Consider the following 25,564-nt stretch of genomic DNA (forward strand, 5'->3'; position numbering starts at 1 on the left):
TTTCTTACCTGCCTTGAATTCTTGTTCGTCGAAGCGACGCGGCTTCTCGACTGAATTCACGGGCCCTATCGCTGGCAAGCCAGCTCCCACAGTGTCCGCGCAGAACCTGTGGGAGCTGGCTTGCCAGCGAAAGGGCTGCGCAGCAGCCCCGGCGATCTATCAGAGCACGACGGTGCGATTGGCGTTCAGGAACACCCGCCGCTCAATGTGATACCCCACCGCACGCGCCAGGGTCAGGCATTCGATATCGCGCCCCTTGGCAATCAGGTCCTCGGGGTAGTGGCTGTGGTCCACCACCTCGACGCCCTGGGTGATGATCGGCCCTTCATCGAGGTCGTTGTTGATGTAGTGCGCGGTGGCACCGACCATCTTCACACCTTTGTTGTAGGCCTGGTGATACGGCTTGGCGCCCTTGAAACCCGGCAGCAACGAGTGGTGGATGTTGATCGCGCAACCGTCCAGCCGGCGGCACAGCTCGGGCGACAGTACCTGCATGTAGCGGGCGAGGATCACCAGCTCCGCACCGGACTCTTCGATCACCTGCAACACCTTGCGCTCCTGCGCCGGCTTGTCGTGGGGGTCGAGGGCAAAGTGGTAGTAAGGGATCTTGTGCCAGTGGGCCAGGGGCTCGAGGTCGGGGTGGTTGGACACCACCGCCACCACGTCCATGGCCAGCTGGCCGATGCGCTGGCGGTACAGCAGGTCGTTCAGGCAGTGGTCGGCCTTGGACACCATGATCACCACCTTGGGGCGGTGATGGGGTGCACTGAGCTCCAGGGCCATGCCGAAGGCTTCGCTGCGCTCGGCCAGGCCTGCACGAAACGCGGCTTCGTCGAAGCCGTCGGGGGCGCGGAACTCCACGCGAATGAAGAACCGCCCCGACAGCCGGTCATCGAAGGAATGGTGCTCGGTGACGTAGCAGCGCTGCTCGTAGAGATGACGCGTCACCACATCGACCGTGCCGAGCATGCTCGGGCAGTCGGCAGTGAGAATCCAGGTGTCCGGTGCCCGACTCATGTTGTGTACTCCTTTAGGCTTCGATGGCCAGGCCGTATTCGGCCGATGCGTCCTGCAGCCACAGCCACCAGTAGTCGGAGAAGCTGCGGCGGATCATCAACTCCCAGGTGTCTTCGGCGGTGCGGCGGATCACCAGCTGCGACTTGGCGAACACGGTGCCCACGGCCTTGCCCACCGGGAAGTTGTTCGGGTGCACATCATAGCTGGTGGATTTCATCAGCACGTCGCGCACGTTGGGGCCGCGCAGTTCGAGCAAGGTTTGCCCGCCACTGACGTTGACCACCTGGATGTGCTGGCCGTCGAGGGCTGCACGCAGCTTGTTCTCGACTTCCACTTCCTGGCCGCCGGGCACGATCAGCAGGTACTCGTCCGGGCCCATCCATTGCAGCGAGGTGTCGCCGTTGGCGACCACGGTCAGGGCCACCGGCAGTTCCAGGCCCAGGGCCTTGTGCACGGCGCCGGCGAAGGCCGGGTCGTGGCCATCGCCACGAATGGTCAGGTGGCCGAGGAATTTCTTCTCGCGCAGGGTCACGCCTGCGTTCTTGCGGCCCTTGCCGACCAGGCTGGCCAGGTCGGCGTGGTGCAGTGGCGACTGAGCCTTGGCATCAGGGCCGGGGTTTTGCTGGAAGACGTTGATAGCGCTCATTTCTTACCTGCCTTGAATTCTTGTTCGTCGAAGCGACGCGGCTTCTCGACTGAATTCACGGGCCCTATCGCTGGCAAGCCAGCTCCCACAGGGGCCGCGTGAACTCCGAAATTTGCTCCAATCCTGTGGGAGCCGGCTTGCCGGCGAAGGGCCTGGCCTGCCCCCACAAGACCCGGGATCAAACGTTCTGCCGCTCACCCTTCGGATCGAAGAACACCGCGGACACAATTTCCGCCTCGATCACGCTGCCATCGGCCTGTGGCGAGTAAACCCGCTCGCCCATGCGCTTGAGGCCGCCCTTGACCACACCCATGGCGAACGAATAGCCCAGGGAGTTGGCCGCGTAGCTGGAGGTGACGTGGCCGACCATGTCCATCGGGATCGGTTGCTTGGGGTCGAACACCAGCTGGGCGCCTTCGGGCAGCCACACCTTGGGGTCCACCGGCTTGAGGCCCACCAGCTGCTTGCGGTTGTCGCGCAGGCAGTCTTCGCGGTTCATGCCACGCAGGCCGATCCACGAGAACGGCTTGTTGCGGCCCACGCACCAGCTCATGTTCAGGTCGTCCGGGTTCATCGAACCGTCGGTGTCCTGGCCGACGATGATGAAGCCCTTCTCGGCGCGCAGCACGTGCATGGTCTCGGTGCCGTACGGGGTCAGGTTGTACTTCTTGCCCGCCTCGACGATCTGCTCCAGCACGCCCATGGCGTAGTTGGCCTGCACGTTCACTTCGTACGACAGCTCGCCGGTGAACGAGATGCGGAACACCCGGGCCGGCACGCCGCCGACCTTGCCTTCCTGCCAGGTCATGAACGGGAAGGCTTCCTTGTCCATGTCGATGTCGGTCAGCTCGCTGAGCAGCTTGCGGCTGTTGGGGCCGGACAGGGTCATGGTCGCCCAGTGGTCGGTGACCGAGGTGAAGTACACCTTCAGTTCCGGCCATTCGGTCTGGTGGTACAGCTCCATCCACTGCAGCACACGGGCGGCGCCGCCGGTGGTGGTGGTCATGATGAAGTGGTTGTCGCCGACGCAGGCGGTCACGCCGTCGTCGAAGACCATGCCGTCCTCCTTGCACATCAGGCCGTAGCGAGCCTTGCCCACGTCGAGCTTGGTCCAGGCGTTGGTGTAGATGCGGTTGAGGAACTCGCGCGCGTCCGGGCCCTGGATGTCGATCTTGCCGAGCGTGGAGGCGTCCAGCAGGCCGACGCTGTCACGCACGGCCTTGCACTCGCGGGCCACGGCGGCGTGGATGTCCTCGCCGGCTTTGGGGAAGTACCACGGGCGCTTCCACTGGCCGACGTCCTCGAACTCGGCGCCGTTCTTCACGTGCCAGGCATGCAGGGCGGTGAAGCGCACCGGCTCGAACAGGTGGCCACAGTGCCGGCCCGCTACCGCGCCGAAGGTCACCGGCGTGTAGTTGGGGCGGAACATGGTGGTGCCCATTTCCGGAATGGTGATGCCGATCGAACGGGCGGCGATGGCCAGGCCGTTGATGTTGCCCAGCTTGCCCTGGTCGGTGCCGAAGCCCAGCGCGGTGTAGCGCTTGACGTGCTCGACCGACTCGAAGCCTTCGCGGGTGGCCAGTTCGATACCGGCGGCGGTGACGTCGTTCTGCTGGTCGACGAACTGCTTCGGCCCTTTGCTGCCCTTGTCGTGCGGCACCTGGAACAGCGCCACGGTGGCCTCTTCCTTGCGCGCCACGGTTTTTGGCAGGGTGCCGACGCTGGCCTTGAAGCCGGCCTCGGTGGCAGCGCGGGCGCCGCCTTCGAAACCATCGGCAATCACGTCACCCAGGGCATAGACGCCGTTGATGCCGCCGACGCACTCACGCTTCTGCGGGGCATCGCCCGGCACGAAGCCGAGGATGTCGTCACGCCATACCGGGCGACCGCCCAGGTGCGACGCGAGGTGGACGATCGGGCTGTAGCCGCCGGAGGTGGCGATCAGGTCGCACTCAAGGGTTTCGCCTGGGCTGGTGACCTTGTGCGCCTGCACATCGATAGCGGCCACACGGGCGCCGGTGACGTGCTTGCTGCCCTTGGCCTCGACCACGGCGCTGGAGGTGAGGATGCGGATGCCCTTGGCACGCGCTTCCTCGACCAGCGAGCCGCGCGGGTTGTGGCGGGCATCGGCGATGGCGACCACCTGCAGGCCGGCGTCGTGCCAGTCGAGCGCGGCGCGGTAGGCGTGGTCGTTGTTGGTCGACAGCACCAGCTTGCGGCCCGGCGCTACGCCGTAGCGGCGCACGTAGGTGGACACCGCACCGGCCAGCATGTTGCCCGGCACATCGTTGTTGCCGTACACCAGTGGGCGCTCGTGGGCGCCGGCAGCCAGCACCACACGCTTGGCGCGAACGCGGTGCACGCGGTGGCGCACCTGGCCGATCGGGGCGCGGTCGCCGAGGTGGTCGGTGAGGCGCTCGTGAATGGTCAGGAAGTTATGGTCGTGGTAGCCGTTGACCGTGGCGCGTGGCAGCAGGGTCACTTCCGGCAGGCTTTCCAGCTCTTTGACCACGGCGTTGACCCAGTCGGCGGCGGGCTTGCCGTCGAGGGTTTCGCGGGTGTCGAGCAGGCTGCCGCCGAACTCTTCCTGCTCGTCAGCCAGGATCACCCGGGCACCGCTGCGAGCGGCGGCCAGGGCGGCGGCCAGGCCGGCAGGGCCCGCGCCGACGATCAGCACGTCGCAGTGCTGGTTCATGTAGTCGTAGCTGTCCGGGTCGTTCTGCAGCGGCGCACGGCCAAGGCCGGCGGCTTTGCGGATGTACTTCTCGTAGGTCATCCAGAACGATTTCGGGTACATGAAGGTTTTGTAGTAGAAGCCCGGCGGCATCATGCTGCCGCCGACCTTGCCGAGGATGCCCATGACGTCGTTGTTGACGTTCGGCCAGCCGTTGGTGCTGGTGGCGACCAGGCCTGCGTACAGCGCCTGTTGAGTGGCGCGCACGTTGGGGATCTGGGTGGCTTCGCTGGAGCCGATCTGCAGGATGGCGTTCGGCTCTTCGGTACCGGCGGCGATGATGCCGCGTGGGCGCGAGTACTTGAAGCTGCGCCCGACGATGTCGACGCCGTTGGCCAGCAGGGCGGCGGCCAGGCTGTCGCCGGCATAGCCCTGGTAGGTCTTGCCGTTGAAGGTGAAGTTCAGCACCTTGCTGCGGTCGATACGGCCGCCGCTGGCGAGGCGATAGGTCTGGCTCATACTTTTTCCCCTTGGCCCTTGGCGGTCGCGGATGCGGCACTTTGCTTGCCGGCAGCGGTGACTTGAGGCTTCTCGCCGATCTTGTAGGTTTCCAGAATTTCGTAGGTCACGGTGTCACGGGTGACGTTGAAGTACTGGCGGCAGCCGGCAACGTGGTCCCACAGTTCGTGGTGGATGCCACGCGGGTTGTCGCGGAAGAACATGTAGGTGCCCCACTCCTCGTCGGAGCAGGCGGCCGGGTCCAGCGGGCGCGGGATATGGGCCTGGCCGGAAGCGTGGAATTCTTCTTCGGAGCGCAGCTCGCCGCAGTGGGGACAGAAAATATGCAACATGACGGTTGTCTCCGGGTCAGTGGGCGACGGCAGCAGCGCCGTGTTCGTCGATCAGCGCACCGTTGTAGAAACGGTCCATGGAGAACGGCGCGGCCAGTGGGTGCATTTCACCCTTGGCCAGGCTTGCGGCAAACACGTTGCCCGAGCCCGGGGTGGCCTTGAAGCCGCCGGTGCCCCAGCCGCAGTTGAAGAACATGTTCTTGACCGGGGTCTTGGAGATGATCGGGCAGGCGTCCGGCGAGGTGTCGACGATGCCGCCCCACTGGCGGTTCATGCGCACGCGCGAGAGGTTGGGGAACATCTCGACGATGGCCTGCAGGGTGTGTTCGATCACCGGGTACGAACCGCGCTGGCCGTAGCCGACCCAGCCGTCGATACCGGCGCCGATCACCAGGTCGCCCTTGTCGGACTGGCTGATGTAGCCGTGCACGGCGTTGGACATGATCACGCTGTCGATGATCGGCTTGATCGGCTCCGATACCAAAGCTTGCAGCGGGTGCGATTCCAGCGGCAGGCGGAAGCCCGCCAGGCGGGCCATGTGCCCGGAGTTACCGGCGGTGACCACGCCGACCCGCTTGGCGCCGATGAAGCCTTTGTTGGTTTCCACGCCGATCACGGCGCCGTTTTCTTTACGGAAGCCGATCACTTCGGTCTGCTGGATCAGGTCCACGCCCAGGGCGTCGGCGGCACGGGCGAAGCCCCAGGCCACGGCGTCGTGACGGGCCACGCCGCCACGGCGCTGCACAGTGGCGCCAAGGATCGGGTAGCGGGTGTTCTTCGAGCAGTCCAGGTAGGGGATCTCGGCCGCAACCTGGGCGGTGTTGAGCAGCTCGCCATCGACGCCGTTGAGGCGGTTGGCGTTGACCCGGCGCTCGGAGTCACGGATGTCCTGCAGGGTGTGGCACAGGTTGTACACGCCGCGCTGGGAGAACATCACGTTGTAGTTGAGGTCCTGGGACAGGCCCTCCCACAGCTTCATGGCGTGCTCGTACAGGTGCGCCGACTCGTCCCACAGGTAGTTGGAACGCACGATGGTGGTGTTACGGGCGGTGTTGCCGCCGCCCAGGTAACCCTTCTCGATCACCGCGACGTTGGTGATGCCGTGCTCTTTGGCCAGGTAGTAGGCCGTGGCCAGGCCATGGCCGCCACCGCCGACGATGACCACGTCGTAGACCTTTTTAGGGGTTGGCGTGCGCCACATGCGCTGCCAGTTCTCGTGGTGGCTGAGGGAGTGTTTGAAGAGGCCGAAGCCCGAGTAGCGTTGCATGGTCGTTTACTCCACTCAGCGGTAAACAGGGAAGTCGGCGCACAGGGCGGCGACGTTCTTGGCCACATCGGCTTCGACGTCGGCATCACCGAGGTTGTCGAGGATGTCGCAGATCCAGCCGGCCAGCGCCACGCACTGGGCCACCTTGAAGCCACGGGTGGTGACGGCCGGGGTGCCGATGCGCAGGCCCGAGGTGACGAACGGCGACTGCGGGTCGTTGGGCACGGCGTTCTTGTTGACGGTGATGTGCGCGCGGCCCAGGGCGGCGTCGGCGTCTTTGCCGGTCAGACCCTGGCGGATCAGGCTGACCAGGAACAGGTGGTTGTCGGTACCGCCCGAGACCACATCGAAGCCGCGGTCGATGAACACCTGGGCCATGGCCTGGGCGTTTTCGATGACCTGCTGCTGGTAGGCCTTGAAGCCAGGCTCCAGCGCTTCCTTGAAGCACACCGCCTTGGCGGCGATCACGTGCATCAGCGGGCCGCCCTGGGCGCCAGGGAATACCGCGGCGTTGAGCTTTTTCTCGATCTCTTCGTTGGACTTGGCCAGGATCAGGCCGCCACGCGGACCGCGCAGGGTCTTGTGGGTGGTGGTGGTGACCACGTCGGCGAAGGGGATCGGGTTCGGGTACAGGCCGGCGGCGACCAGGCCGGCGACGTGGGCCATGTCGACGAACAGCAGGGCGCCGACCTTGTCGGCGATCTGGCGGAAGCGTGGGAAGTCGAGGGTTTTCGAGTAGGCCGAGAAACCGGCGACGATCATCTTCGGCTTGTGCTCGACGGCCAGGCGCTCGACTTCGTCGTAGTCGATCAGGCCGGTGGTGGTGTCGATGCCGTACTGCACGGCGTTGTACAGCTTGCCCGAGGACGACACCTTGGCGCCGTGGGTCAGGTGGCCGCCGTGGGCCAGGCTCATGCCCAGGATGGTGTCGCCGGCCTGCAGCAAGGCCAGGTACACGGCACCGTTGGCCGACGAGCCGGAGTGCGGCTGGACGTTGGCGTAGTCGGCGCCGAACAGTTGCTTGGCGCGCTCGATGGCCAGCGCCTCGACCTTGTCGACGTGCTCGCAGCCACCGTAGTAGCGCTTGCCCGGGTAGCCTTCGGCGTATTTGTTGGTGAGGCCGCTGCCTTGGGCCTGCATCACGCGCTTGCTGGTGTAGTTCTCCGAGGCGATCAGCTCGATGTGATCTTCCTGGCGCTGTTCCTCGGCATTCATCGCCGCCAGCAGTGCGTCGTCGTAACCCTGGATCTGGTCTTGCTTGCTGAACATCATGTATCTCCCGGCAGCGATCGTTTCTTGTCTGTAGAGGGACTTGTCACCCTTTGCAGCGATGGTATGGCCGGGCCGGGGGGCACAGATGCCTGCGCGCGCCTTGCAATGGCGCGTTTACGACATTGCTCCAGCGGCAGTGATGGCCCCTTCGCGGGCAAGCCCGCTCCCACAGGGGCCAGTGCGATCCTGTGGGAGCGGGTTTACCCGCGAAGAGGCCGGCCCATGCGGCACAGGTTTTGGCCTGTATAGGCAACCGCCAATTCAATGGTTTAGAGTGCTTGCCTGCGTCGTAAAAAGGACAGGCGTCATGACCGATAACAACCAACAATTCGCCAGCGACAACTATTCCGGCATCTGCCCCGAAGCCTGGGCCGCGATGGAGAAGGCCAACCACGGCCACGAACGCGCCTACGGCGACGACCAGTGGACCGAGCGCGCCTCGGAGTACTTTCGCAAGCTGTTCGAAACCGACTGCGAGGTGTTCTTCGCCTTCAACGGCACCGCCGCCAACTCCCTGGCCCTGGCCTCGCTGTGCCAGAGCTACCACAGCGTGATCTGCTCCGAGACCGCCCACGTCGAGACCGACGAATGCGGCGCGCCGGAGTTCTTCTCCAACGGCTCCAAGCTGCTCACCGCCGCCAGCGTCAACGGCAAGCTCACCCCCGCGTCGATCCGCGAAGTGGCGCTCAAGCGCCAGGACATCCACTACCCCAAGCCCCGCGTGGTGACCCTCACCCAGGCCACCGAGGTGGGCACGGTGTACCGCCCCGACGAGCTCAAGGCGATCAGCGCCACCTGCAAAGAGCTGGGCCTGAACCTGCACATGGACGGCGCGCGCTTCACCAACGCCTGCGCCTTCCTCGGCTGCACCCCGGCGGAGCTGACCTGGAAGGCCGGCGTCGATGTGTTGTGCTTTGGCGGCACCAAGAACGGCATGGCAGTGGGCGAGGCCATCCTGTTCTTCAACCGCGAACTGGCCGAGGACTTCGACTACCGCTGCAAGCAGGCCGGGCAACTGGCCTCGAAGATGCGCTTTTTGTCGGCGCCGTGGGTCGGGCTGCTCGAAGACGGCGCCTGGATGCGCCATGGCCGCCACGCCAACCGCTGCGCGCAACTGCTGGCGTCCTTGGTCAGCGACCTGCCAGGCGTGGAGCTGATGTTCCCGGTGGAGGCCAACGGCGTGTTCCTGCAGATGCCCGAGCACGCGATCGAAGCGCTGCGGGGCAAGGGCTGGCGCTTCTATACCTTCATTGGCAGTGGTGGGGCGCGGTTCATGTGCTCGTGGGATACCGAGGAAGCACGGGTGCGCGAGCTGGCGGCGGATATCCGCGCGATTGTCGGCGGCTGACACGGCCCGGCCAGTAGGCGTGCAACAGCGTGCTGGCCGCCCACGAATTTTCCGGTCTGTAAACTGGAAGTCCTACCCGTATTCCGCTCACCACCACCCCGACATAGTGGGCTGGCCAACTCCTGGCCCACTTAATCGGAGGTCATATGACCCAGTACGCAAACCTGGATGTTTATTTCTTCAACACCCCCATCGCCAACCAAGAGGTCAAACAGCTGCTGCTGAGCAGCCAGCCCAATGACTTTTTCTGGGGCACCGAGCATCGACCACCCTACCTGTTCGACTATCGCGCCGATGGCACCAAGGGAACCTGGTCCATCAGCGGGGGCTTCGACTGGTACACATCCCCTGCGCGAAAAAAGCGCTCGATTGCCAGTAGCGGCGTTCGCGTCTTGCTTAAAAACAGCGATGAACCCGTTGCAGAACCCATCGCGGTCGAACACCTTCGCCAAGCGCTGTTCGTCATGCCGCAAGGCGCCATCTTCAAACGCGATGAGCAGTTCTTCAGGATTCTGAAAAGAACCATCACGCTGAATAACGCGGACAGTGCAGAGCTTGAGGTCACTGTCGAAAACACCTGATCCGTGAAATCGCCAAGCCAGCGATGCTGGCCTGGCCCCCACACTTATAGCCTGAACCCACCCATCTGCCGCGCCAGGTCGCAAATGCCCTGATCACCTGGGTCATCACATTGCAGGTGCATGCCGCTACTCAGCCGAGCCCTGGATAACGAGAAAAACCCTTTCTTGTTTCGGACAACTTCCAGCAAAAACTATCAATTCTGCCAGTTGCGCAACACTCATCAACCATCAAATATCTTTCCTGAGATAGTCCCAGGCTAATCACACCCTCTTGAGAGGTTGAATCATGAGTACGACATTGGAATTCAAATTTGGCGATGTCACCTATCAGTTCACCGACCAACCAGAGCTCGCCAAAATCATGGCCTCGGTGAAAGTAGGGAACTACCTCGCCGTCATCGACGGAAACGGTTCTAGCGAGGGTGTGGTCACCCGGACTTCCGCATCAGGCACTGAGAACCAAGTGACAAAAACCTTTTCAGTCACGCCAGCCAGCACATCAAGAAAGTTTAAGATCCCCCAAGAGCCGCCCTATATCGCCCTGGAAATCAAAGACGGGGGGATGATCCACCGTATCACCGATGTCTCCATGATTTGCAGTTATGCGTCACAGCACATCTTCGAGTTCAATGGCCATCAAATCATCAACGATGAGCCTCAGCTTCTAATTGTTAATATGCCGGACCAGGTGCTCTACGTTATTTATTTCATCCAGAACCAATAAAGCAGACAACTGCGCTCCCCAAGGCGCTGCGCGATGGCACTGGGCGTTCAATAGCCCATCACCCCTTTGGGAAGCTCGCTCCGCAAGCGTGCTCGCCCAAAGGGTCCACTGCCGGACCTACAGCTTGAACCCACCCATCTGCCGAGCCAGGTCATCGGCCAGCCGGCGCAACGCCTGACACTCCTCCCGACACCCCTGCACTTCTGCTGCCGTCTGCCGCGCCAGGTCGGAAATCCCCTGCACCGTACGGTTGATCTCCTCGGTCACCGCCGATTGCTCCTCGGTCGCCGTGGCCACCTGGTGGTTCATGTCGCTGATCTGCTCCACCTGATCGGTGATCGCCCCCAGCGACATGCCCGTGAGCTGGCTGGACTCAACCCCATTGCCGGTCGCCTGCTGCCCGGCCTGCATCGACGACACCGCCGTGCCCGCACCCTGTTTGAGGCGCTGGATCATCTGCTGCACTTCGTCGGTGGACACCTGGGTGCGTCGCGCCAAGGTGCGCACTTCATCGGCGACCACGGCAAAGCCACGGCCCATCTCGCCGGCCCGCGCCGCTTCAATGGCGGCGTTCAGCGCCAGCAGGTTGGTCTGCTCGGAAATACTACGAATGACGGCAAGCACCTCATCGATCGAGGCGACTTCGTCGGCCAACTGGCTGACCGCATCGGCGGCCCTGCCGATCTCGCCCGACATGCCTTCGATGTTGTGGATGGACCGGCGCACCACTTCCCGCGCCTGCAGCGCTTCGTCGCGCGCCGACTGTGACGCCACCGCGGCGGAACCGGCATTCTGGGCAATGTCCTGTACGGTCAAACCCATCTCGTGCACGGCGGTGGCGACCATCTCGGTCATTTCCTGCTGGCGCCCGGAGCGTACGGCGGTGTTGTCCACCACTTGCGTTACCTGCTCAACCGACCGGTGCAGGCGCTCGGTGGTACGCAGCACTTCGCCGATCAAGCCGCGCTGGCTGTCGAGGAAGCGATTGAAGCCCCGGGCCAGGTCGCCCAGTTCGTCCTGGCGCGTGTCGTCCAGGCGGTGGCTGAGGTCACCGGCGCCGCTGCCGATCTGCACCAGCGCCGCCGTGACCTGGCGGATCGGCCGTACCAGCCCACGGGCCAGCAGCACCACCAGCAACAGCGAGATCAAGGCCACGCCACCACCGATCAGGCTGGTCAGCCATACGGCCTGGCGCATCTGTGCGTAGATCTCAGCCTCCGGCACTTCGGCCACCAGGGTCCAGTTAAGGTCACGCAGGGGCAGGCCCAACGCCAGGTAAGTTTCACCGTCGCGGTTGAAACGGCTGCTGCGCAGCCCTTGGCCGCCGGTCATCACCGCCTTGGCCGCGTCGGCGTCGAGCTGCTCGGCGAGCTGGCGCTTGCCACTGAACTGCTGGTCGGGGTGCACCTGGATCAGGCCGTCGTTGCGCACCAGGAACACCTTGCCGTGCTCGCCGAAGCTGAAGTCGTGGATCAGTTGCGACAACTCGGTCATGCGCAGGCCCATGCCCGCCACACCGACCAGTTGGCCGGCTTTCTCCACGCGGTAGTCGATGAACAGCGCCAGTTCGCCAGTGGAACCGTCGATATCGATGTTGAGCATGCGCTCGGCGCCGCTGTCGATGTAGCCGTAGAACCATTTGTCCTTGGGGTTGGCACGGCTCAGGGTGCGGTCCAGGCCCTTCTCGTTGTAGTAGTTGCCGCTCACGGGCGAGGCAAACAAGGTGGTGAAGGCCTGGTTGCGCTGTTTGGCGGCGTCGAGGTATTCGATGAAGCGCGGCAGCTCGGCGGGGTTCTCGCCGGCGGCCAGCCAGTCGCGCAGCAGGGTGTTGCCGGCGATGTCCGCCGCTGCCACCAGGGGCCGGCCGAGCATGCGTTCGATGTCGTTGCGGATCGCCTCGATGCTGGCCGGCAGCGCCGTGTCGACCAGGTACCGCTCGGTGAGGCGGTTGACCGCCACGGTGTAGATCGCCACCACCACCAGGATGCTCGCCAGCAGGGCCGCGCCCATGCTTGCGATCAATTGCCACTGGATACTCCGCCGCCAGATGCCCATGTGTGTGCTCCCCGCTCATTATTGTTTTGCGAGAAGTGTATACACTTAAGTATTCGATCTAGCCATAGATCCAGAACAATACGCATGCCCCTGTAGGAGCGGCCTTGTGCCGCGAAAGGGCTGCACAGCAGCCCCGGCAATCTCGCGTGATGCCAAGATCCTGGGGCCGCTTCGCAGCCCTTTCGCGGCACAAGGCCGCTCCTACAAGGGTTTGGGCTGTGCTTACTGGTCGCCGATGGTCCGGCTGATGGCATCGACGGTGGCGTCGATCTGCGCCTGGGTACGTTCCAGGGTCTGGGCGTGTTCGCGCTGCAACTCGATCTGTTTCGAGCACAGGTTCAGGGCCGCCAGCACCAGCAACTTGTCACCGATCAGGGTCGGGTAGCTGCGCTTGGTCTCGGCCAGGGCGACGTTGAGCATGCGCACGGCCTGGGCCAGGGTCTCTTCCTGGCCTTCCGGCGCCTTGAGCGAATAGTCGTTGCCGAGGATCGATACGACATTGACCGGCTGCGCGTGCAGCCTCATGCGTTCACGACACCCGCGCTGGCGCGGTCGACCAGGGCCTGGATGCGGGCGGCGGTGGCGCCGTGCTTCTCTTCCTGTTCCATCAGCGACAACTGCAGGCTGTCGTTCTCTTCCTTGGCCTGGGCCAGTTCCTGGGCGAGGTTGGCGTTCTGTTCGGCCAGTTGTGCGTTCTTGTGCATCAGGTCGGTGACCAGCTGCTCGAGTTGATTCAGGGAAGTTTCCAACATGCGTCTATCTCGGGTTGTTGCAAAGGGCGCACACGATAAGGAAAAACCTGCGCCCTCGCCATTAAATATCGGATTCAAAAGGTTTTTACCTGCTCAGGTTGACCGGTGTCGGCCGCCCTTGTTCCGGCCTGGGTCAACCGCCTGTCAGGAATTTCGTTAGCTACCTCACAAATCCAACGTGCCACTATCAAGACTGGCCAGTCACGACCGATACGCCGGCAGGTCTTATTTCGTCGCACGGACTGCGGCCCCCCTTCTGCCTTGGATACTGCCTCCATGTCCCTACGCAACATGAATATCGCCCCGCGCGCCCTGCTCGGGTTCTCGGTGATCGGCCTGCTGATGCTCAGCCTGGGTGTCTTCTCGCTGATCCAGATGGGCAACATCCGCCACGCGGGCGTGACCATCGAAGAAATCAGCGTGCCCAGCATCAAGACCCTCGACGAGCTGACTGCGCTCAACCTGCGCCTGCGCACCCTCTCCTACCGCCTGCTGCTCAACCGCGAACCGGCCACCCAGCAGGACACCCTGCGCCTGCTCGACGAGCGCAACGCGCAGATCGACAAGGCCCGCCATGCCTACGAGCCGCTGATCAGCGCCGACGACGAAAAAGCCGCGTTCGACCAGTACGGCCAGTTGCTCAACCAGTACCGCCAGCTCGAAGCGCGCATGCGCAGCCTGAGCCAGGCCGGCGACCTGGAAGGCTTGCGCGCCCTGCTCAACCGCGACCTGCTGGAGAACTCCGAGCAGATCAACAAAGTCATGGACACCCTGGTGCGCATCAACACCGACCAGACCCGCGACACCAACCTGCAGGCCGCCGACCAGTACAACGGCGCCTTCGCCCTGGTGATCGGCCTGCTGATCGCCGCCACCGTGCTGACCCTGCTGTTCGCCTTCCTGCTCACCCGCAGCATCGTCAAACCCATCGACGAAGCGCTCAAGGCCGCCGAGCAAATCGCCGAAGGCGACCTCACCCACAACATCCGCCCCGAAGGCACCGACGAGGCCGCGCGCCTGCTGCAGGCCATGGCCAAGATGCAGGACAAGCTGCGTGACACCCTGCAGCTGATCGCCGGCTCCGCCACCCAGCTGGCCTCGGCCGCCGAAGAGCTGAACAGCGTCACCGACGAAAGCGCCCGTGGCCTGCAGCAGCAGAACAACGAAATCGAACAGGCGGCCACCGCCGTCACCGAAATGACCAGCGCGGTCGAGGAAGTGGCGCGCAACGCGGTAAGCACCTCGCAAGCCTCCGGCGAGGCCAGCCGCTCGGCCGGCGATGGCCGCGACCTGGTGCTGGAGACCGTGGGCGCCATCGAGCGCATGAGCGGCGACGTGCAGGCCACCGCCAAGCTGATCACCCACCTGGCGGAACAGTCACGCGATATCGGCAAGGTGCTGGACGTGATCCGTGGCCTGGCCGACCAGACCAACCTGCTGGCGCTCAACGCGGCCATCGAGGCCGCCCGCGCCGGTGAAGCGGGCCGAGGTTTTGCCGTGGTCGCCGATGAAGTGCGTGCCCTGGCCCACCGCACCCAGCAGTCCACCAGCGAGATCGAGCGGATGATCGGCAGCATCCAGGGCGGCACCGAGCAGGCGGTGGATTCGATGCGCACCAGCACCGAGCGCGCCGAGTCGACCCTGAACATCGCCAAGGGCGCGGGCCTGGCGCTGGACACCATCGCCAGTGCGGTGGCACAGATCAACGAGCGCAACCTGGTGATCGCCAGCGCCGCCGAAGAGCAGGCCCAGGTGGCCCGCGAGGTGGACCGCAACCTGGTGAACATCAACGACCTGTCGGTGCAGAGCGCCACCGGCGCGCATCAGACCAGCGCGGCGAGTGCCGAGTTGTCGCGGTTGGCGGTGGACCTCAGCGGGCTGGTGGCACGCTTCCGTACCTGACCGTCAAAAAGCGGGGCCGCTTTGCGGCCCTATCGCGGCACAAGGCCGCTCCTACAGGGAAGCGCGTACCCCTGTAGGAGCGGCCTTGTGCCGCGAAAGGGCTGCGCAGCAGCCCCCTGCAATTGCCGATCAGTACTCGATCCGCACATCCCCCTTCGGCACACTGCAGCACGACAGGATGTAGCCCTCGGCTTCATCCTCTTCGGTAATCCCGCCGTTGTGCTCCATCTCCACCTCGCCACCGAGCTTGAGCACCTTGCAGGTGCCGCAGATGCCCATGCCGCAGGCCTTGGGGATCATCAGCCCGACCTTGGCCGCCGCCGCATGCACGGTCTCGCCCGGGGCCACGCGGATGCTCTTGTCGCTGCCGACGAACTCCACCAGGTTAAGGTCGGCCGCATCCACTTGCGGCGCATCGGCCGCCGCTTCCGCGTGCTCCACCGCATCGGCCTTGGCCTCGGGCGGCGTCGCGCCGAACGACTCCTCGTGGTAGTTCTTCATGTCGAAGCCGACCGCTTCGAGCATGCGCTTGACCGCGCTCATGTAGGGCGTCGGGCCGCAGCAGAAGATGGTGCGCTCCAGGTAGTCCGGGGCGATCAGCTCCATCAGGCGCTGGTTCAAATAGCCGCGATAGCCCGCCCATGGCTCGCCCAGCCCGTGCTTCTCGCAAATGATGTGCAGGCTGAAGTTGGGGATGCGCGAGGCCATCTGCTCCAGCTCGCGGTGGTAGATGATGTCCTTCGGTGAGCGGGCGCTGTGCACGAACACCATGTCGACATTGGCGTTGGTGTCGTAGAACCAGCGGGCCATGGACATCACCGGGGTGATGCCGACGCCACCGGACAGGTACAGGGTCTTGCCCGCCGGGAAGTCGATGGCGTTGAACAACCCCACCGGCCCGTGCACCGGCAGCTCGGCGCCTTCGTGCATGGTGTCGTGGAGGAAGTTCGAGACCAGCCCGCCCGGCACCCGCTTGACGGTGATCGAGAAGCTGTAGGGCACCGACGGCGAGCTGGAGATGGTGTACGAACGCATCACAGGCCGGCCTTCGATCTCCAGCTCCAGGGTGACGAACTGCCCGGGCTTGAAGAAGAACATGATCGGCTGGTCGGCCATGAAGCAGAACGTGCGCACATCCCAGGTTTCCTGGATGACCTTGACGCAGCGCACGATGTGGCGGCCATTGGCCCAGGTCTGGGTGGTGACCGGGTTGAGGAAGGTATCGGACATGTTCATCTCCAGCAGCCGACTGTCGGCCTTTCTTATGGCTCCGATAATGCGCAACGCGCAGGCGTCGTACATTCCCATCCGCGACATCGGCGTGCTTATCGCGACCAGCCCCACGCTACAAGGGTTGGCGCGTCGGAATTCGATGCGGCCATGTCGCCCATGGATATGGATCCCGACGCCTTCGAACGCACACTCCTCGGCAAAACAACACGCTGTTTATCCAAAGCAGCAGCCCTGCGGCAAACAACAACGATTAGCCACTTTTGTCGGCCGCACGCGGCCCCGAGGACCACACGATGGACGTCACCGCAACCCTGAGCCTGGGCGATCCACTGGAACCCGCACGCAAGGCCACCGCCGAGATGCTGCAGACCCGCGAGCGCACCTACTCGCTGCCGCAACCGTTCTACAGCGACGAGCGCCTGTTCCAGATCGACATGCAGGAGATCTTCCACAAGGAATGGCTGATCGCCGGCATGGTTTGCGAGATCCCGACCAAGGGCAACTACATCACCCTGCAGATCGGCAAGAACCCGATCATCGTGATCCGCGGTGCCGAAGGTAAGGTGCATGCCTTCCACAACGTCTGCCGCCACCGCGGTTCGCGCCTGTGCGTCAGCGACAAGGGCAAGGTGGCCAAGCTGGTCTGCCACTACCACCAGTGGACCTACGAGCTCGATGGCCGCCTGCTGTTCGCCGGCACCGAGATGGGCGCCGACTTCGACATGAACCAGTACGGCTTGAAGCCGGTGAACGTGAAGGTGGCCGGTGGCTACATCTTCATCAGCCTGGCCGAGAACCCGCCGGCCATCGACGAGTTCCTGGCGACCCTCGACCACTACATGGAACCCTACGACATGGAGAACACCAAGGTGGCGGTGCAAACCACCTTGATGGAAAAGGCCAACTGGAAGCTGGTGCTGGAGAACAACCGCGAGTGCTACCACTGCAGCGGTTCGCACCCGGAGCTGTTGAAGACGCTGCTGGAGTGGGACGACACCAACGACCCGCGCGCCAGCCAGGAATTCAAGGACCACGTGGCCGCCTCGGCCGCCGCCTGGGAAGCCGAGAAAATCCCTTACCTGCACAAGAGCCACGGCCTGCGTAACCGCATCGTGCGCATGCCGCTGCTCAAGGGCACCGTGTCGATGACCATGGACGGCAAGGTGGCGTGCAAGAAACTGATGGGCCGCATCCAGAACCCCGACCTCGGCTCGATGCGCATCCTGCACCTGCCGCATTCGTGGAACCACTGCATGGGCGACCACATGATCGTGTTCACCGTGTGGCCGATCAGTGCCCAGGAAACCATGGTCACCACCAAGTGGCTGGTGCACAAGGACGCGGTGGAGGGAGTGGATTACAACCCTGAAGAGATGCGCAAGGTGTGGGATGCCACCAACGACCAGGACCGTCGCCTGGCCGAAGAGAACCAGCGTGGGATCAACTCTACCGCGTATCAGCCGGGGCCTTATTCGAAGACCTACGAGTTTGGCGTGGTGAACTTTATCGACTGGTACAGCCAGCGCATGCTGGAGAACCTGGGGGCGGAGCCGGCGCCTTATTTGAAGGAAGTGAAGGCACAGTGATACTCGACAGCCAGGCCTGTGGATAAACCACAGGCCTGGCTCTCATTTTCATGTCTGACGGGTACTCGTTACCATCGCTGTGGCTGGCCTCATCTCGATGCTTATCGAGATGGATGCCCTAGTCACGGTCGTTTCCTCGTCGAGTGCCGGGTTAAAGTTCCCCATATTTGGCACTTTCTTCGGGCTGTTCGGCGGCGTCTGCTTGGACTTCTTGGCTGGCTTTTCCACCCGGCCCCTGAAAATCACTCTCAGGTTCTTACTGGCATTGGCCTTGACGCTCTGCCAGAGCATCTTCCTATTGCTCCAAAGTGTATTGAGCACGCGCGCACCCGCGCCCGTCATCAGCATCGTGGTGCCTGCTGCTGAGACTATGGGGGCTGAAGCAACTCCAGCAAACCCAAGCCCTGTACCTGCCAGGGTAGTGACAGACCCCGCCAGCGCCAACCTCGTAGCGCCCAATGCGATGGGCCCGTTGGGCGCCGGACCAATTATGAGCGCCACTGGCGAGATCGTATGCAACGTCGCTGTAAAAATGCGTTGAGCTGTTGGCAACCATACTGGGATGGCCCCACTGGGGTCGTAACGATTCACTGGGTCGGCTTCACAATACATATAGGCATTGAGGCCACCGTCGTCGAAAGGGCTCAATGCATCTGGCGATTGAAAACGCATGATCACCGGGTCGTACTGCCGGTACCCGCTCCCCAAGTGGTAGCAGCCTGTCAGGCCATCTCTCGGCGCGCCACAGAACGCACTAAGCGGCCCACTCTGGATCGCCCCCCAGCCGTAGGCTGTATAAGCCCTGTCGAAGCTGCCCGTCGCGTTGACGACAGAACGCTGCCGGTCGGTTGCCAATAAATGCACAAAGCTCATGGCGGATTCTCTTAAAGAAATGCCATAACACTAGTCACGATGAGATGAAGTCGAAACTGGCAAAAATGATAGGTGGGGATTTCTATCCACAGGTTTACACACAAGCATGTGGAAAAAGGCTATGCGACGTCACCCTCTCTTTTCGAGTAATAATTGATCGTTTTTCGATCAATCCAATGGAGGCGCTGTAAATAAAGGCCTGTAGACCTCTACGAACACATTGTCCACAGAGACGCCAACAAAGAATGTGGGAAACACTCGCCCGGCTGAAAGCAGGCTGTGGAAAAGTTCTTCAAGCTCAATAAATCAGTGGGTTGCGGTACTTCAACGGCGATTTGATCAAAATATGTACAATTCTGTGGAGGCCTTATGTATCGTGGGTTCCAGCGAAGGGCAAACATATTATCCACAGACAGGCCAACAGTGATTGTGGGCAAAAGTACTAGAGCGGAAGGGTTGTAGAGCGCTACGGCGTTGATCATAAAATGAACAATCCTTTGAAGCCCTTGGTTTCAAAGGGCTTCAGCGATGCACAAACACTTTATCCACAGCCTGGCGAACAAAATCCGTGCACAAACCCTGTGGGAGCGGCTTCAGCCGCGAAGCAGGCGACGCGGTGGATGGCACCGGCTCTGCCGGTGTTCGCGGCTAAAGCCGCTCCCACAGGTGCCTGCTAAATCAACACGTCATGTGTAGGGGCAGCGACTCAGCGCAACACCCCCTCCTCCACCAGCAGCTTGAGGATCGCCTCGGCGCCCTCTTGTGGAGAAACGTCCTTGAGCACCTTGCCCCCGCCGCCACTGGCCTTGGCCGTGGCGGCCTTCATACGATCCGCACCGCTCTTGGCCTTGATCACCTTGAGCCGCTTGGGCCGTGGCCGCGCGGGCTGCAGGGCGTCATCACCCAGCACTGGGTCGTCCACCACCGCCACCTCATGCTCAGCCAGCACACCCCGCCGGGCCGGGCCGAACGCGCTCTGGCGCGGCTTGGGCGCAGCGTTATCCACAGTCGCAAGCAACGGCAGCCGCACCTTCAGCCGGCGCCGCTGGCCCCGTGGCAGGGCTTGCAGCACCTGGGCGGTACCGTTTTCGATCGACTCCACCTCGGCCAGCCCCACCACCAGCGGCCAACCGAGCTTCTCGGCCAACAGGAATGGCAGCATGCCCGAACCTTCACCGGTCTCGGCCTGGCTGCCGGTGAGCACCAGCTGGGCGCCAGCGTCACGCAGGTAATCCCCCAGCACGCCCAGCACATCGGCGCCAGCGGGCTGCTCCAATACATCCAGGTGCTCCAGGCCCATGCCCAGGTAAGCACGCAAGGCCTCTTCGCGGGGGTCGCCGGCATGCACCACCTGCAAGTTATCCCCAGCCAGCTGCAAGCCCAGCTCCACCGCGCGTGCATCCTGCTCGGCGCGGCGAGCGCGACCGGAGCTGGGGTGGGCACCGATGGAAACCAGGCTGATCACTTTCGTACTCATGCTCGTGCCCTTATGCCGCGTCGCGCTGGCCGCCGCTGCGGTAGTTGTCCACAGCCTCGATCAGTGCCTTGAGAATCGCCGAGCTGTCGCCAATCACCGACAGGTCGGCCCGTTTGATCATGTCGCAGCCCGGGTCCATGTTGATCGCCACCACCTTGTCGCAGGCGCCGATGCCCTGCAGGTGCTGGATCGCGCCAGAGATACCCACAGCCACATACACCCGCGCGGTGACCCAGGTGCCGGTGGCGCCCACCTGGCGGTTGCGCGGCATGAAGCCGTCGTCCACCGCCACGCGCGAGGCGCCTTCGGTGGCGCCGAGGGCCTTGGTGGCCTGGTGGTACAGGTCCCAGTCCTTGACGCCGTTGCCGCCAGAGACGATGAACTCGGCCTCGGCCATGGCAATGGCAGCCGGGTCCACGGCCACCGAGCCGAGGTCCTCGATGCGCGACAGGCTGCGCGCCACACCTGTGGACAACTCCACCGGCAATGCTTCGTGGCGGGTTTCGCTCACCGGCTCGGCGCACTCGGCGGCGGCCAGGATCAAGCGTGGCACGTCGCGCTGGATGTCCTGCTGGCCGGCGCCAGCACGGCCGATGCACTGGCCATCCTTGACCTGCCACACCCGCGTCGCCGGGCGTTCGCCCAGGGCCGCGCCGAAGCGCCGGCCCAGTTCACCACCACCGGTGCGGCTATCGGGCAGCAGCCAGTGGCGCGGCGCGAACTGGTTATCCACAGCCCGCAGGCCCTGGACCAATTGCTCCGGTGCATAACCTTCGAAGGCCTCGCCCTCGATGACCAGCAGGCGGTCGACGCCCGCTGTGGAAAAGTTGCTTTCCTTGTGTTCACCGAACACCACGGCCAGCACCGCGCCGTCGCTGCCGGCCAGGCTGTGGGCCAGGCCAAGCAGGTCGCGGTCGTGGCTGCCGAGGCGGCCGCCGACCATGTCCGGCACCACGGCGATGTAGAACGCAGGCTCGGCCACCTGGTGCAGCGGCAGCTGGACTTCGGCGGCGGCCGTGCGCCGACCGCCCACACCGGTGCCCTGCTGGGCGCCGCTGCGGTCGATGCGCTTGAGGCCGCTGGGGCCGATGAAGCCGGCAGCGATCGCATGGGGGTTCTTGCGCATCAGGCCGTTGGGGCCCATCCAGCGGGTTTGTTGCGTCTGCATCGCTGCATGCAGCGGGTGCAGGCGGTTACGGGCGATCCACTCGGCGCGTGGGTCGCGGCGGATGATGTCGCTCATCAGTGCACCTCCGCAGGTTCACGTTTGGCCGCAGGCGACTTTGCGCTGGCGGGGGCCTCATCTTCGATCAGTACATCGGCGACCAACTCGGCGAGGTCCTTGATCTGTGGGCGCGGTTCGACCACGCCCTCGAGCATCGCCGTGCACTGTGGGCAACCCACCGCCACCAGCTCCGCCTCGGTCTCGCGGATATCGTCCATGCGCATGTCGGGGATACGCTGCTTGCCCGGGATGTCGGTGATCGGCGCACCGCCACCACCGCCGCAGCAACGGGAACGGAAGCCCGAGCGCTGCATCTCGCGTACTTCGATACCCAAGGCCTTGAGCACGTCGCGCGGGGCCTCGTACTCGCCGTTGTAACGGCCCAGGTAGCACGGGTCGTGGTAGGTGACGCTGCCGCCTTTGTGCTGGCCGAGGTTGAGCTTGCCGGCAGCGATCAGTTCGGCGATGTAGGTGCTGTGGTGCTGTACCTGGTAGTCGCCGCCGAGGGCGCCGTATTCGTTCTTCAGCACATGGAAGCTGTGCGGGTCGCACGTGACGATGCGCTGGAACTGGTACTTGGCCAGGGTCTGGATATTGCGCTTGGCCAGTTGCTGGAAGGTCGCTTCATCACCCAGGCGACGGGCCACGTCACCGCTGTCGCGCTCTTCCAGGCCAAGCACGGCAAAGTCCACGCCAGAGGCCTTGAGCACTTTGACAAAGGCACGCAGGGTGCGCTGGTTGCGCATGTCGAAAGCCCCATCGCCAACCCAGAACAGCACCTCGGTGCGCTTCACCTCACTGAGCAGCTGCAGGTTGAGATCGGCGGCCCAGTTCATCCGCCCGCCGGGGGCGAAGCCACCGGGGTTGTCGGTGGCGATCAGGTTGTCCAGCACCTCGGCGCCCTTGTTCGGGGTGGCGCCCTTCTCCAGGGTGAGGTGGCGGCGCATGTCGACGATGGCATCGACGTGCTCGATCATCATCGGGCACTCCTCCACGCAGGCGCGGCAGGTGGTGCACGACCACAGGGTTTCGGCATCGACCAGGCCGTTGACGATCGGCTGGTGCGGATGGCCGCCGTGCTCGCCGATCGGCTTGCCCGGATAGGGGCTGCCGGCGAACGTGGCGTCGGTGCCACCGGCCAGGCCGATGACCATGTCCTGGATGAGCTTTTTCGGGTTCAAAGGCTGGCCGGCGGCAAACGCCGGGCACATGGCTTCGCACTTGCCGCACTGCACGCAGGCGTCGAAGCCGAGCAGCTGGTTCCAGGTGAAATCGACCGGTTTCTCCACGCCCAGTGGCGCGTTCGGGTCTTCCAGGTCCAGCGGCTTGAGGCCGGTGGAACGGCCGCCGCCAAAGCGCTCGGCACGGCGGTGCCAGGCCAGGTGCAGGGCACCGGCGAAGGCGTGCTTCATCGGCCCGCCCCAGGTCATGCCGAAGAACAGCTCGGACACGCCCCACAGCACGCCAACACCCAGCAGCGCCACCAGCACCCAGCCACCGGTGCCTTCGGGCAGGATGCCGGCCACCGGCAGCGTGGCGATGAAGAAGCTTGCCGCGAACATCAGCAGGCTCTTGGGCAGGCGCATCCACGGGCCCTTGGACAGGCGCGCAGGTGGGTCGAGGCGGCGCTTGAAGACGAACAGGGCACCGCTGAACATGATCACCGTGGCGACCAGCAGGGCGTAGCCAAGGATCTTGCTGTGCAGGCCGAAGCCGTGCACCAGGATCGCCAGCACGGCCGAGAGCACGAAGCCGCCGGCGGTGGCCACGTGGGTCTTGGACATGTACTTGTCGCGCTCGACCACGTGGTGCAAGTCCACCAGGTAACGCCGTGGCATGGCCAGCAGGCCGCCGAGCAAATCGACCTTGCTCGGCCGCCCACGCCGCCACATGCGCACCCGGCGCAGGGCGCCGAGCACCGCCAGGGCGAGCGCTGCGAACAGCAGGATGGGTAGAAGGGTGTTCAACATGGGAGGCTCCCACAGGGGCCAATGTGTGCCGATAGCGCGATCAGAAATCCTTGCACAGGCGCAAGGCGTCGTAGATCGCCGCATGCACGTTGCGCTGGGCCACGCAGTCGCCGATGCGATACAGCAGGTAGCCCTCGCCCGGCTGGCTGAGGATCGGCTGCGGCTTGATGGCGAACAGCGCTTCCACGTCGATCTGGCCCTTGTTGCGCGAACCGTCTTTCAGCGCGTAGTACAGCTGCTCGTCGGGGCGCACGCCGTTCTCCACCACCACCTGGTCCACCACCCGCTCTTCCTTGGCGCCGGTGTACTCGTTCTCGAGCACCGCCACCAGCTTGTCGCCTTCGCGGTAGACCTTCTCCAGCATCATGTCGCCGGTCATGATCACTTCTTTGGGGTACATGCTGCGGTAGTAGGTGGGGAAGCTGGTGCCGCCCATGGCCACGCCCGGCTTGATGTCGTCGGTGACGATCTCGACCTGGCTGCCCTTGTCGGCAATGAAGTCCGCCGTCGACATGCCGGTGAACTCGCAGATGGTGTCGTACACCAGCACGTTCTTGCCCGGCGCGACCTTGCCGTCGAGCACGTCCCAGCTGCTCACCACCAGCCCCTCGGCGGCGCCCCAGTGCTCGTTCTGCTCGACGAACGGATGGCCGCCCACCGCCAGCACGATGATGTCCGGGCGCAGGTCCTGGATGGTCGCCACATCCGCGGCGGTGCCCAGGCGCAGGTCGATCTTCAGGCGGGCGAACTCCAGCTGGTACCAGCGGGTGATGCCGGCGATCTGGTCGCGTTGCGGGGCCTTGGCGGCGATGGTGATCTGCCCGCCGATCTGCTCTTTCTTCTCGAACACGGTCACGTCGTGGCCACGCTCGGCGGCCACGCGGGCGGCCTCCATGCCGGCGGGGCCTGCGCCAACGATCACCACCTTGCGCCTGGCGCCGGTGGTTTTCTCGATGATGTGCGGCACGCCCATGTATTCACGGGAGGTGGCGGCGTTCTGGATGCACAGCACGTCCAGGCCCTGGTACTGGCGGTCGATGCAGTAGTTGGCGCCGACGCACTGCTTGATCTGGTCCACCTGGCCCATCTTGATCTTGGCGATCAGGTGCGGGTCGGCGATATGGGCGCGGGTCATGCCGACCATGTCCACATAGCCGCCTTCGAGGATGCGCGTGGCCTGGTTCGGGTCCTTGATGTTCTGCGCGTGCAGCACCGGGACCTTGACCACTTCCTTGATGCCGGCGGCCAGGTGCAGGAACGGCTCCGGCGGGTAGCTCATGTTGGGGATGACGTTGGCCAGGGTGTTGTGGGTGTCGCAGCCCGAGCCGACCACGCCGATGAAATCGAGCATGCCGGTGGCGTCGTAGTAGGCGGCGATCTGCTTCATGTCCTCGTGGCTCAGGCCATCGGGGTGGAACTCGTCGCCGCAGATACGCATGCCCACGCAGAAGTCGTCACCGACTTCCTTGCGCACGGCCTTGAGCACTTCCAGGCCGAACTTCATGCGGCCTTCGAAGATGCCGCCCCACTCGTCGGTACGCTTGTTGACCCGTGGGCTCCAGAACTGGTCGATCATGTGCTGGTGCACCGCCGACAGCTCGACGCCGTCCAGGCCGCCTTCCTTGGCCCGGCGCGCAGCCTGTGCGTAGTTGCCGATCACGCGCCAGATCTCTTCCACTTCGATGGTCTTGCAGGTGGCGCGGTGCACCGGTTCACGGATGCCCGACGGCGACATCAGGGTCGGCCAGTTGAAACCGTCCCAGCGCGAGCGGCGGCCCATGTGGGTAATCTGGATCATGATCTTGGCGCCATGCTTGTGCATGGCGTCAGCCAGGTTCTGGAAGTGCGGGATGATGCGGTCGGTGGACAGGTTGACCGACGACCACCACTCCTGCGGGCTGTCGATGGCCACCACGGACGAGCCGCCGCAGATCGCCAGGCCGATGCCGCCCTTGGCCTTCTCTTCGTAGTACTTCACATAGCGGTCGGTGGTCATCCCGCCGTCGGTGGCATACACCTCGGCGTGCGCGGTGCTGAGCACACGGTTGCGGATGGTCAGTTTGCCGATCTGGATCGGCTGGAACATTGCTTCGAAGGCCATGACGCTATCT

At 64.1% G+C, this 25,564-nt stretch carries 20 protein-coding genes and 2 pseudogenes; 6 read left to right on the forward strand and 16 right to left on the reverse strand.

Features of this window, described 5'->3' with window-relative positions; genetic code table 11:
• Positions 1–159 precede the first annotated feature (159 nt).
• The 6 genes from purU to L6D77_RS15910 form a co-directional block, all read right to left on the reverse strand.
• Complete coding sequence (gene purU, locus L6D77_RS15885) at positions 160–1,017, reverse strand: formyltetrahydrofolate deformylase (protein WP_153785739.1); 858 nt, start codon at positions 1,015–1,017, stop codon at positions 160–162.
• A gap of 13 nt (positions 1,018–1,030) precedes the next feature.
• Positions 1,031–1,663 carry a sarcosine oxidase subunit gamma gene (locus L6D77_RS15890; protein ID WP_232883747.1) on the reverse strand — a complete coding sequence of 211 codons (633 nt, stop codon included), beginning with the start codon at positions 1,661–1,663 and terminating at the stop codon, positions 1,031–1,033.
• A 178-nt stretch (positions 1,664–1,841) separates the two neighbouring features.
• The gene (locus tag L6D77_RS15895; protein ID WP_232883745.1) at positions 1,842–4,856 is read right to left on the reverse strand and encodes a sarcosine oxidase subunit alpha; all 3,015 of its coding nucleotides are present in this window, start codon (positions 4,854–4,856) and stop codon (positions 1,842–1,844) included.
• Positions 4,853–5,188, reverse strand: a complete 336-nt coding sequence (locus L6D77_RS15900) for a sarcosine oxidase subunit delta (protein WP_110992278.1) — start codon at positions 5,186–5,188, stop codon at positions 4,853–4,855. Before L6D77_RS15900 ends, L6D77_RS15895 begins: the two co-directional genes overlap by 4 nt.
• 16 nt (positions 5,189–5,204) lie before the next feature.
• Positions 5,205–6,455, reverse strand: a complete 1,251-nt coding sequence (locus tag L6D77_RS15905; RefSeq protein WP_110992277.1) for a sarcosine oxidase subunit beta family protein — start codon at positions 6,453–6,455, stop codon at positions 5,205–5,207.
• A gap of 15 nt (positions 6,456–6,470) precedes the next feature.
• A complete protein-coding gene (locus L6D77_RS15910) occupies positions 6,471–7,724 on the reverse strand; it encodes a serine hydroxymethyltransferase (protein ID WP_232883743.1) in 1,254 nt (417 codons plus the stop codon).
• A 310-nt stretch (positions 7,725–8,034) separates the two neighbouring features.
• Here L6D77_RS15910 and L6D77_RS15915 point away from each other — a divergent pair, with 310 nt between their 5' ends.
• From L6D77_RS15915 to L6D77_RS15925, 3 genes are all read left to right on the forward strand, one after another.
• Positions 8,035–9,075, forward strand: a complete 1,041-nt coding sequence (locus L6D77_RS15915; protein WP_232883742.1) for a threonine aldolase family protein — start codon at positions 8,035–8,037, stop codon at positions 9,073–9,075.
• Positions 9,076–9,221: 146 nt separating this feature from the next.
• Positions 9,222–9,656 (forward strand): hypothetical protein, encoded by a 435-nt coding sequence (locus L6D77_RS15920; RefSeq protein ID WP_232883740.1) that lies wholly within the window; start codon positions 9,222–9,224, stop codon positions 9,654–9,656.
• Between the two features lie 286 nt (positions 9,657–9,942).
• Entirely contained in the window at positions 9,943–10,380 is a 438-nt protein-coding gene (locus tag L6D77_RS15925; RefSeq protein WP_232883738.1) for a hypothetical protein, read from the forward strand.
• Positions 10,381–10,497: 117 nt separating this feature from the next.
• Here the strand turns inward: L6D77_RS15925 and L6D77_RS27510 are convergent, their stop codons facing one another.
• The 4 genes and pseudogenes from L6D77_RS27510 to L6D77_RS15940 form a co-directional block, all read right to left on the reverse strand.
• Complete coding sequence (locus L6D77_RS27510; RefSeq protein WP_373870591.1) at positions 10,498–11,235, reverse strand: methyl-accepting chemotaxis protein; 738 nt, start codon at positions 11,233–11,235, stop codon at positions 10,498–10,500.
• 126 nt (positions 11,236–11,361) lie between these two features.
• Positions 11,362–12,435: pseudogene (locus L6D77_RS27515) on the reverse strand (cache domain-containing protein); the annotation flags it as partial.
• A gap of 222 nt (positions 12,436–12,657) precedes the next feature.
• Positions 12,658–12,960, reverse strand: a complete 303-nt coding sequence (locus L6D77_RS15935) for a cell division protein ZapA (RefSeq protein WP_232883734.1) — start codon at positions 12,958–12,960, stop codon at positions 12,658–12,660.
• On the reverse strand, positions 12,957–13,187 hold the full coding sequence (locus L6D77_RS15940) for a hypothetical protein (protein WP_153785734.1): 231 nt from the start codon (positions 13,185–13,187) through the stop codon (positions 12,957–12,959). Before L6D77_RS15940 ends, L6D77_RS15935 begins: the two co-directional genes overlap by 4 nt.
• A gap of 291 nt (positions 13,188–13,478) precedes the next feature.
• Between L6D77_RS15940 and L6D77_RS27670 the strand changes: the two are divergent.
• Together L6D77_RS27670 and L6D77_RS27675 are read left to right on the forward strand one after the other, a co-directional pair.
• Positions 13,479–14,234 (forward strand): annotated as a pseudogene (locus L6D77_RS27670) (MCP four helix bundle domain-containing protein); the annotation flags it as partial.
• Complete coding sequence (locus L6D77_RS27675) at positions 14,226–15,089, forward strand: methyl-accepting chemotaxis protein (protein WP_445009159.1); 864 nt, start codon at positions 14,226–14,228, stop codon at positions 15,087–15,089. The pseudogene L6D77_RS27670 and the gene L6D77_RS27675, both read left to right, overlap by 9 nt.
• Before the next feature lie 129 nt (positions 15,090–15,218).
• On the opposite strand, the gene gbcB is transcribed toward L6D77_RS27675, so the two are convergent.
• Complete coding sequence (gene gbcB / locus L6D77_RS15950) at positions 15,219–16,319, reverse strand: glycine-betaine demethylase subunit GbcB (RefSeq protein WP_232883730.1); 1,101 nt, start codon at positions 16,317–16,319, stop codon at positions 15,219–15,221.
• Between the two features lie 296 nt (positions 16,320–16,615).
• Here gbcB and gbcA point away from each other — a divergent pair, with 296 nt between their 5' ends.
• Positions 16,616–17,908: a glycine-betaine demethylase subunit GbcA gene (gbcA, locus tag L6D77_RS15955; protein WP_232883729.1), complete on the forward strand. Its 1,293-nt coding sequence runs from the start codon at positions 16,616–16,618 to the stop codon at positions 17,906–17,908.
• 48 nt (positions 17,909–17,956) lie between these two features.
• Here the strand turns inward: gbcA and L6D77_RS15960 are convergent, their stop codons facing one another.
• From L6D77_RS15960 to dgcA, 5 genes are all read right to left on the reverse strand, one after another.
• A complete protein-coding gene (locus tag L6D77_RS15960; protein ID WP_232883727.1) occupies positions 17,957–18,781 on the reverse strand; it encodes an RHS repeat-associated core domain-containing protein in 825 nt (274 codons plus the stop codon).
• Between the two features lie 706 nt (positions 18,782–19,487).
• Positions 19,488–20,258, reverse strand: coding sequence for an electron transfer flavoprotein subunit beta (etfB, locus tag L6D77_RS15965; protein WP_232883725.1), 771 nt, complete (start codon positions 20,256–20,258; stop codon positions 19,488–19,490).
• Between the two features lie 10 nt (positions 20,259–20,268).
• Entirely contained in the window at positions 20,269–21,501 is a 1,233-nt protein-coding gene (gene etfA / locus L6D77_RS15970) for an electron transfer flavoprotein subunit alpha (protein ID WP_232883723.1), read from the reverse strand.
• Entirely contained in the window at positions 21,501–23,453 is a 1,953-nt protein-coding gene (gene dgcB, locus L6D77_RS15975) for a dimethylglycine demethylation protein DgcB (protein ID WP_232883721.1), read from the reverse strand. The genes etfA and dgcB overlap by 1 nt, the downstream gene beginning before the upstream one ends.
• Positions 23,454–23,493: 40 nt before the next feature.
• Entirely contained in the window at positions 23,494–25,554 is a 2,061-nt protein-coding gene (gene dgcA / locus L6D77_RS15980; protein ID WP_236170093.1) for a dimethylglycine demethylation protein DgcA, read from the reverse strand.
• Positions 25,555–25,564: the final 10 nt, after the last annotated feature.

The organism is Pseudomonas parasichuanensis (assembly GCF_021601385.1).
Taxonomy (GTDB): domain Bacteria; phylum Pseudomonadota; class Gammaproteobacteria; order Pseudomonadales; family Pseudomonadaceae; genus Aquipseudomonas; species Aquipseudomonas parasichuanensis.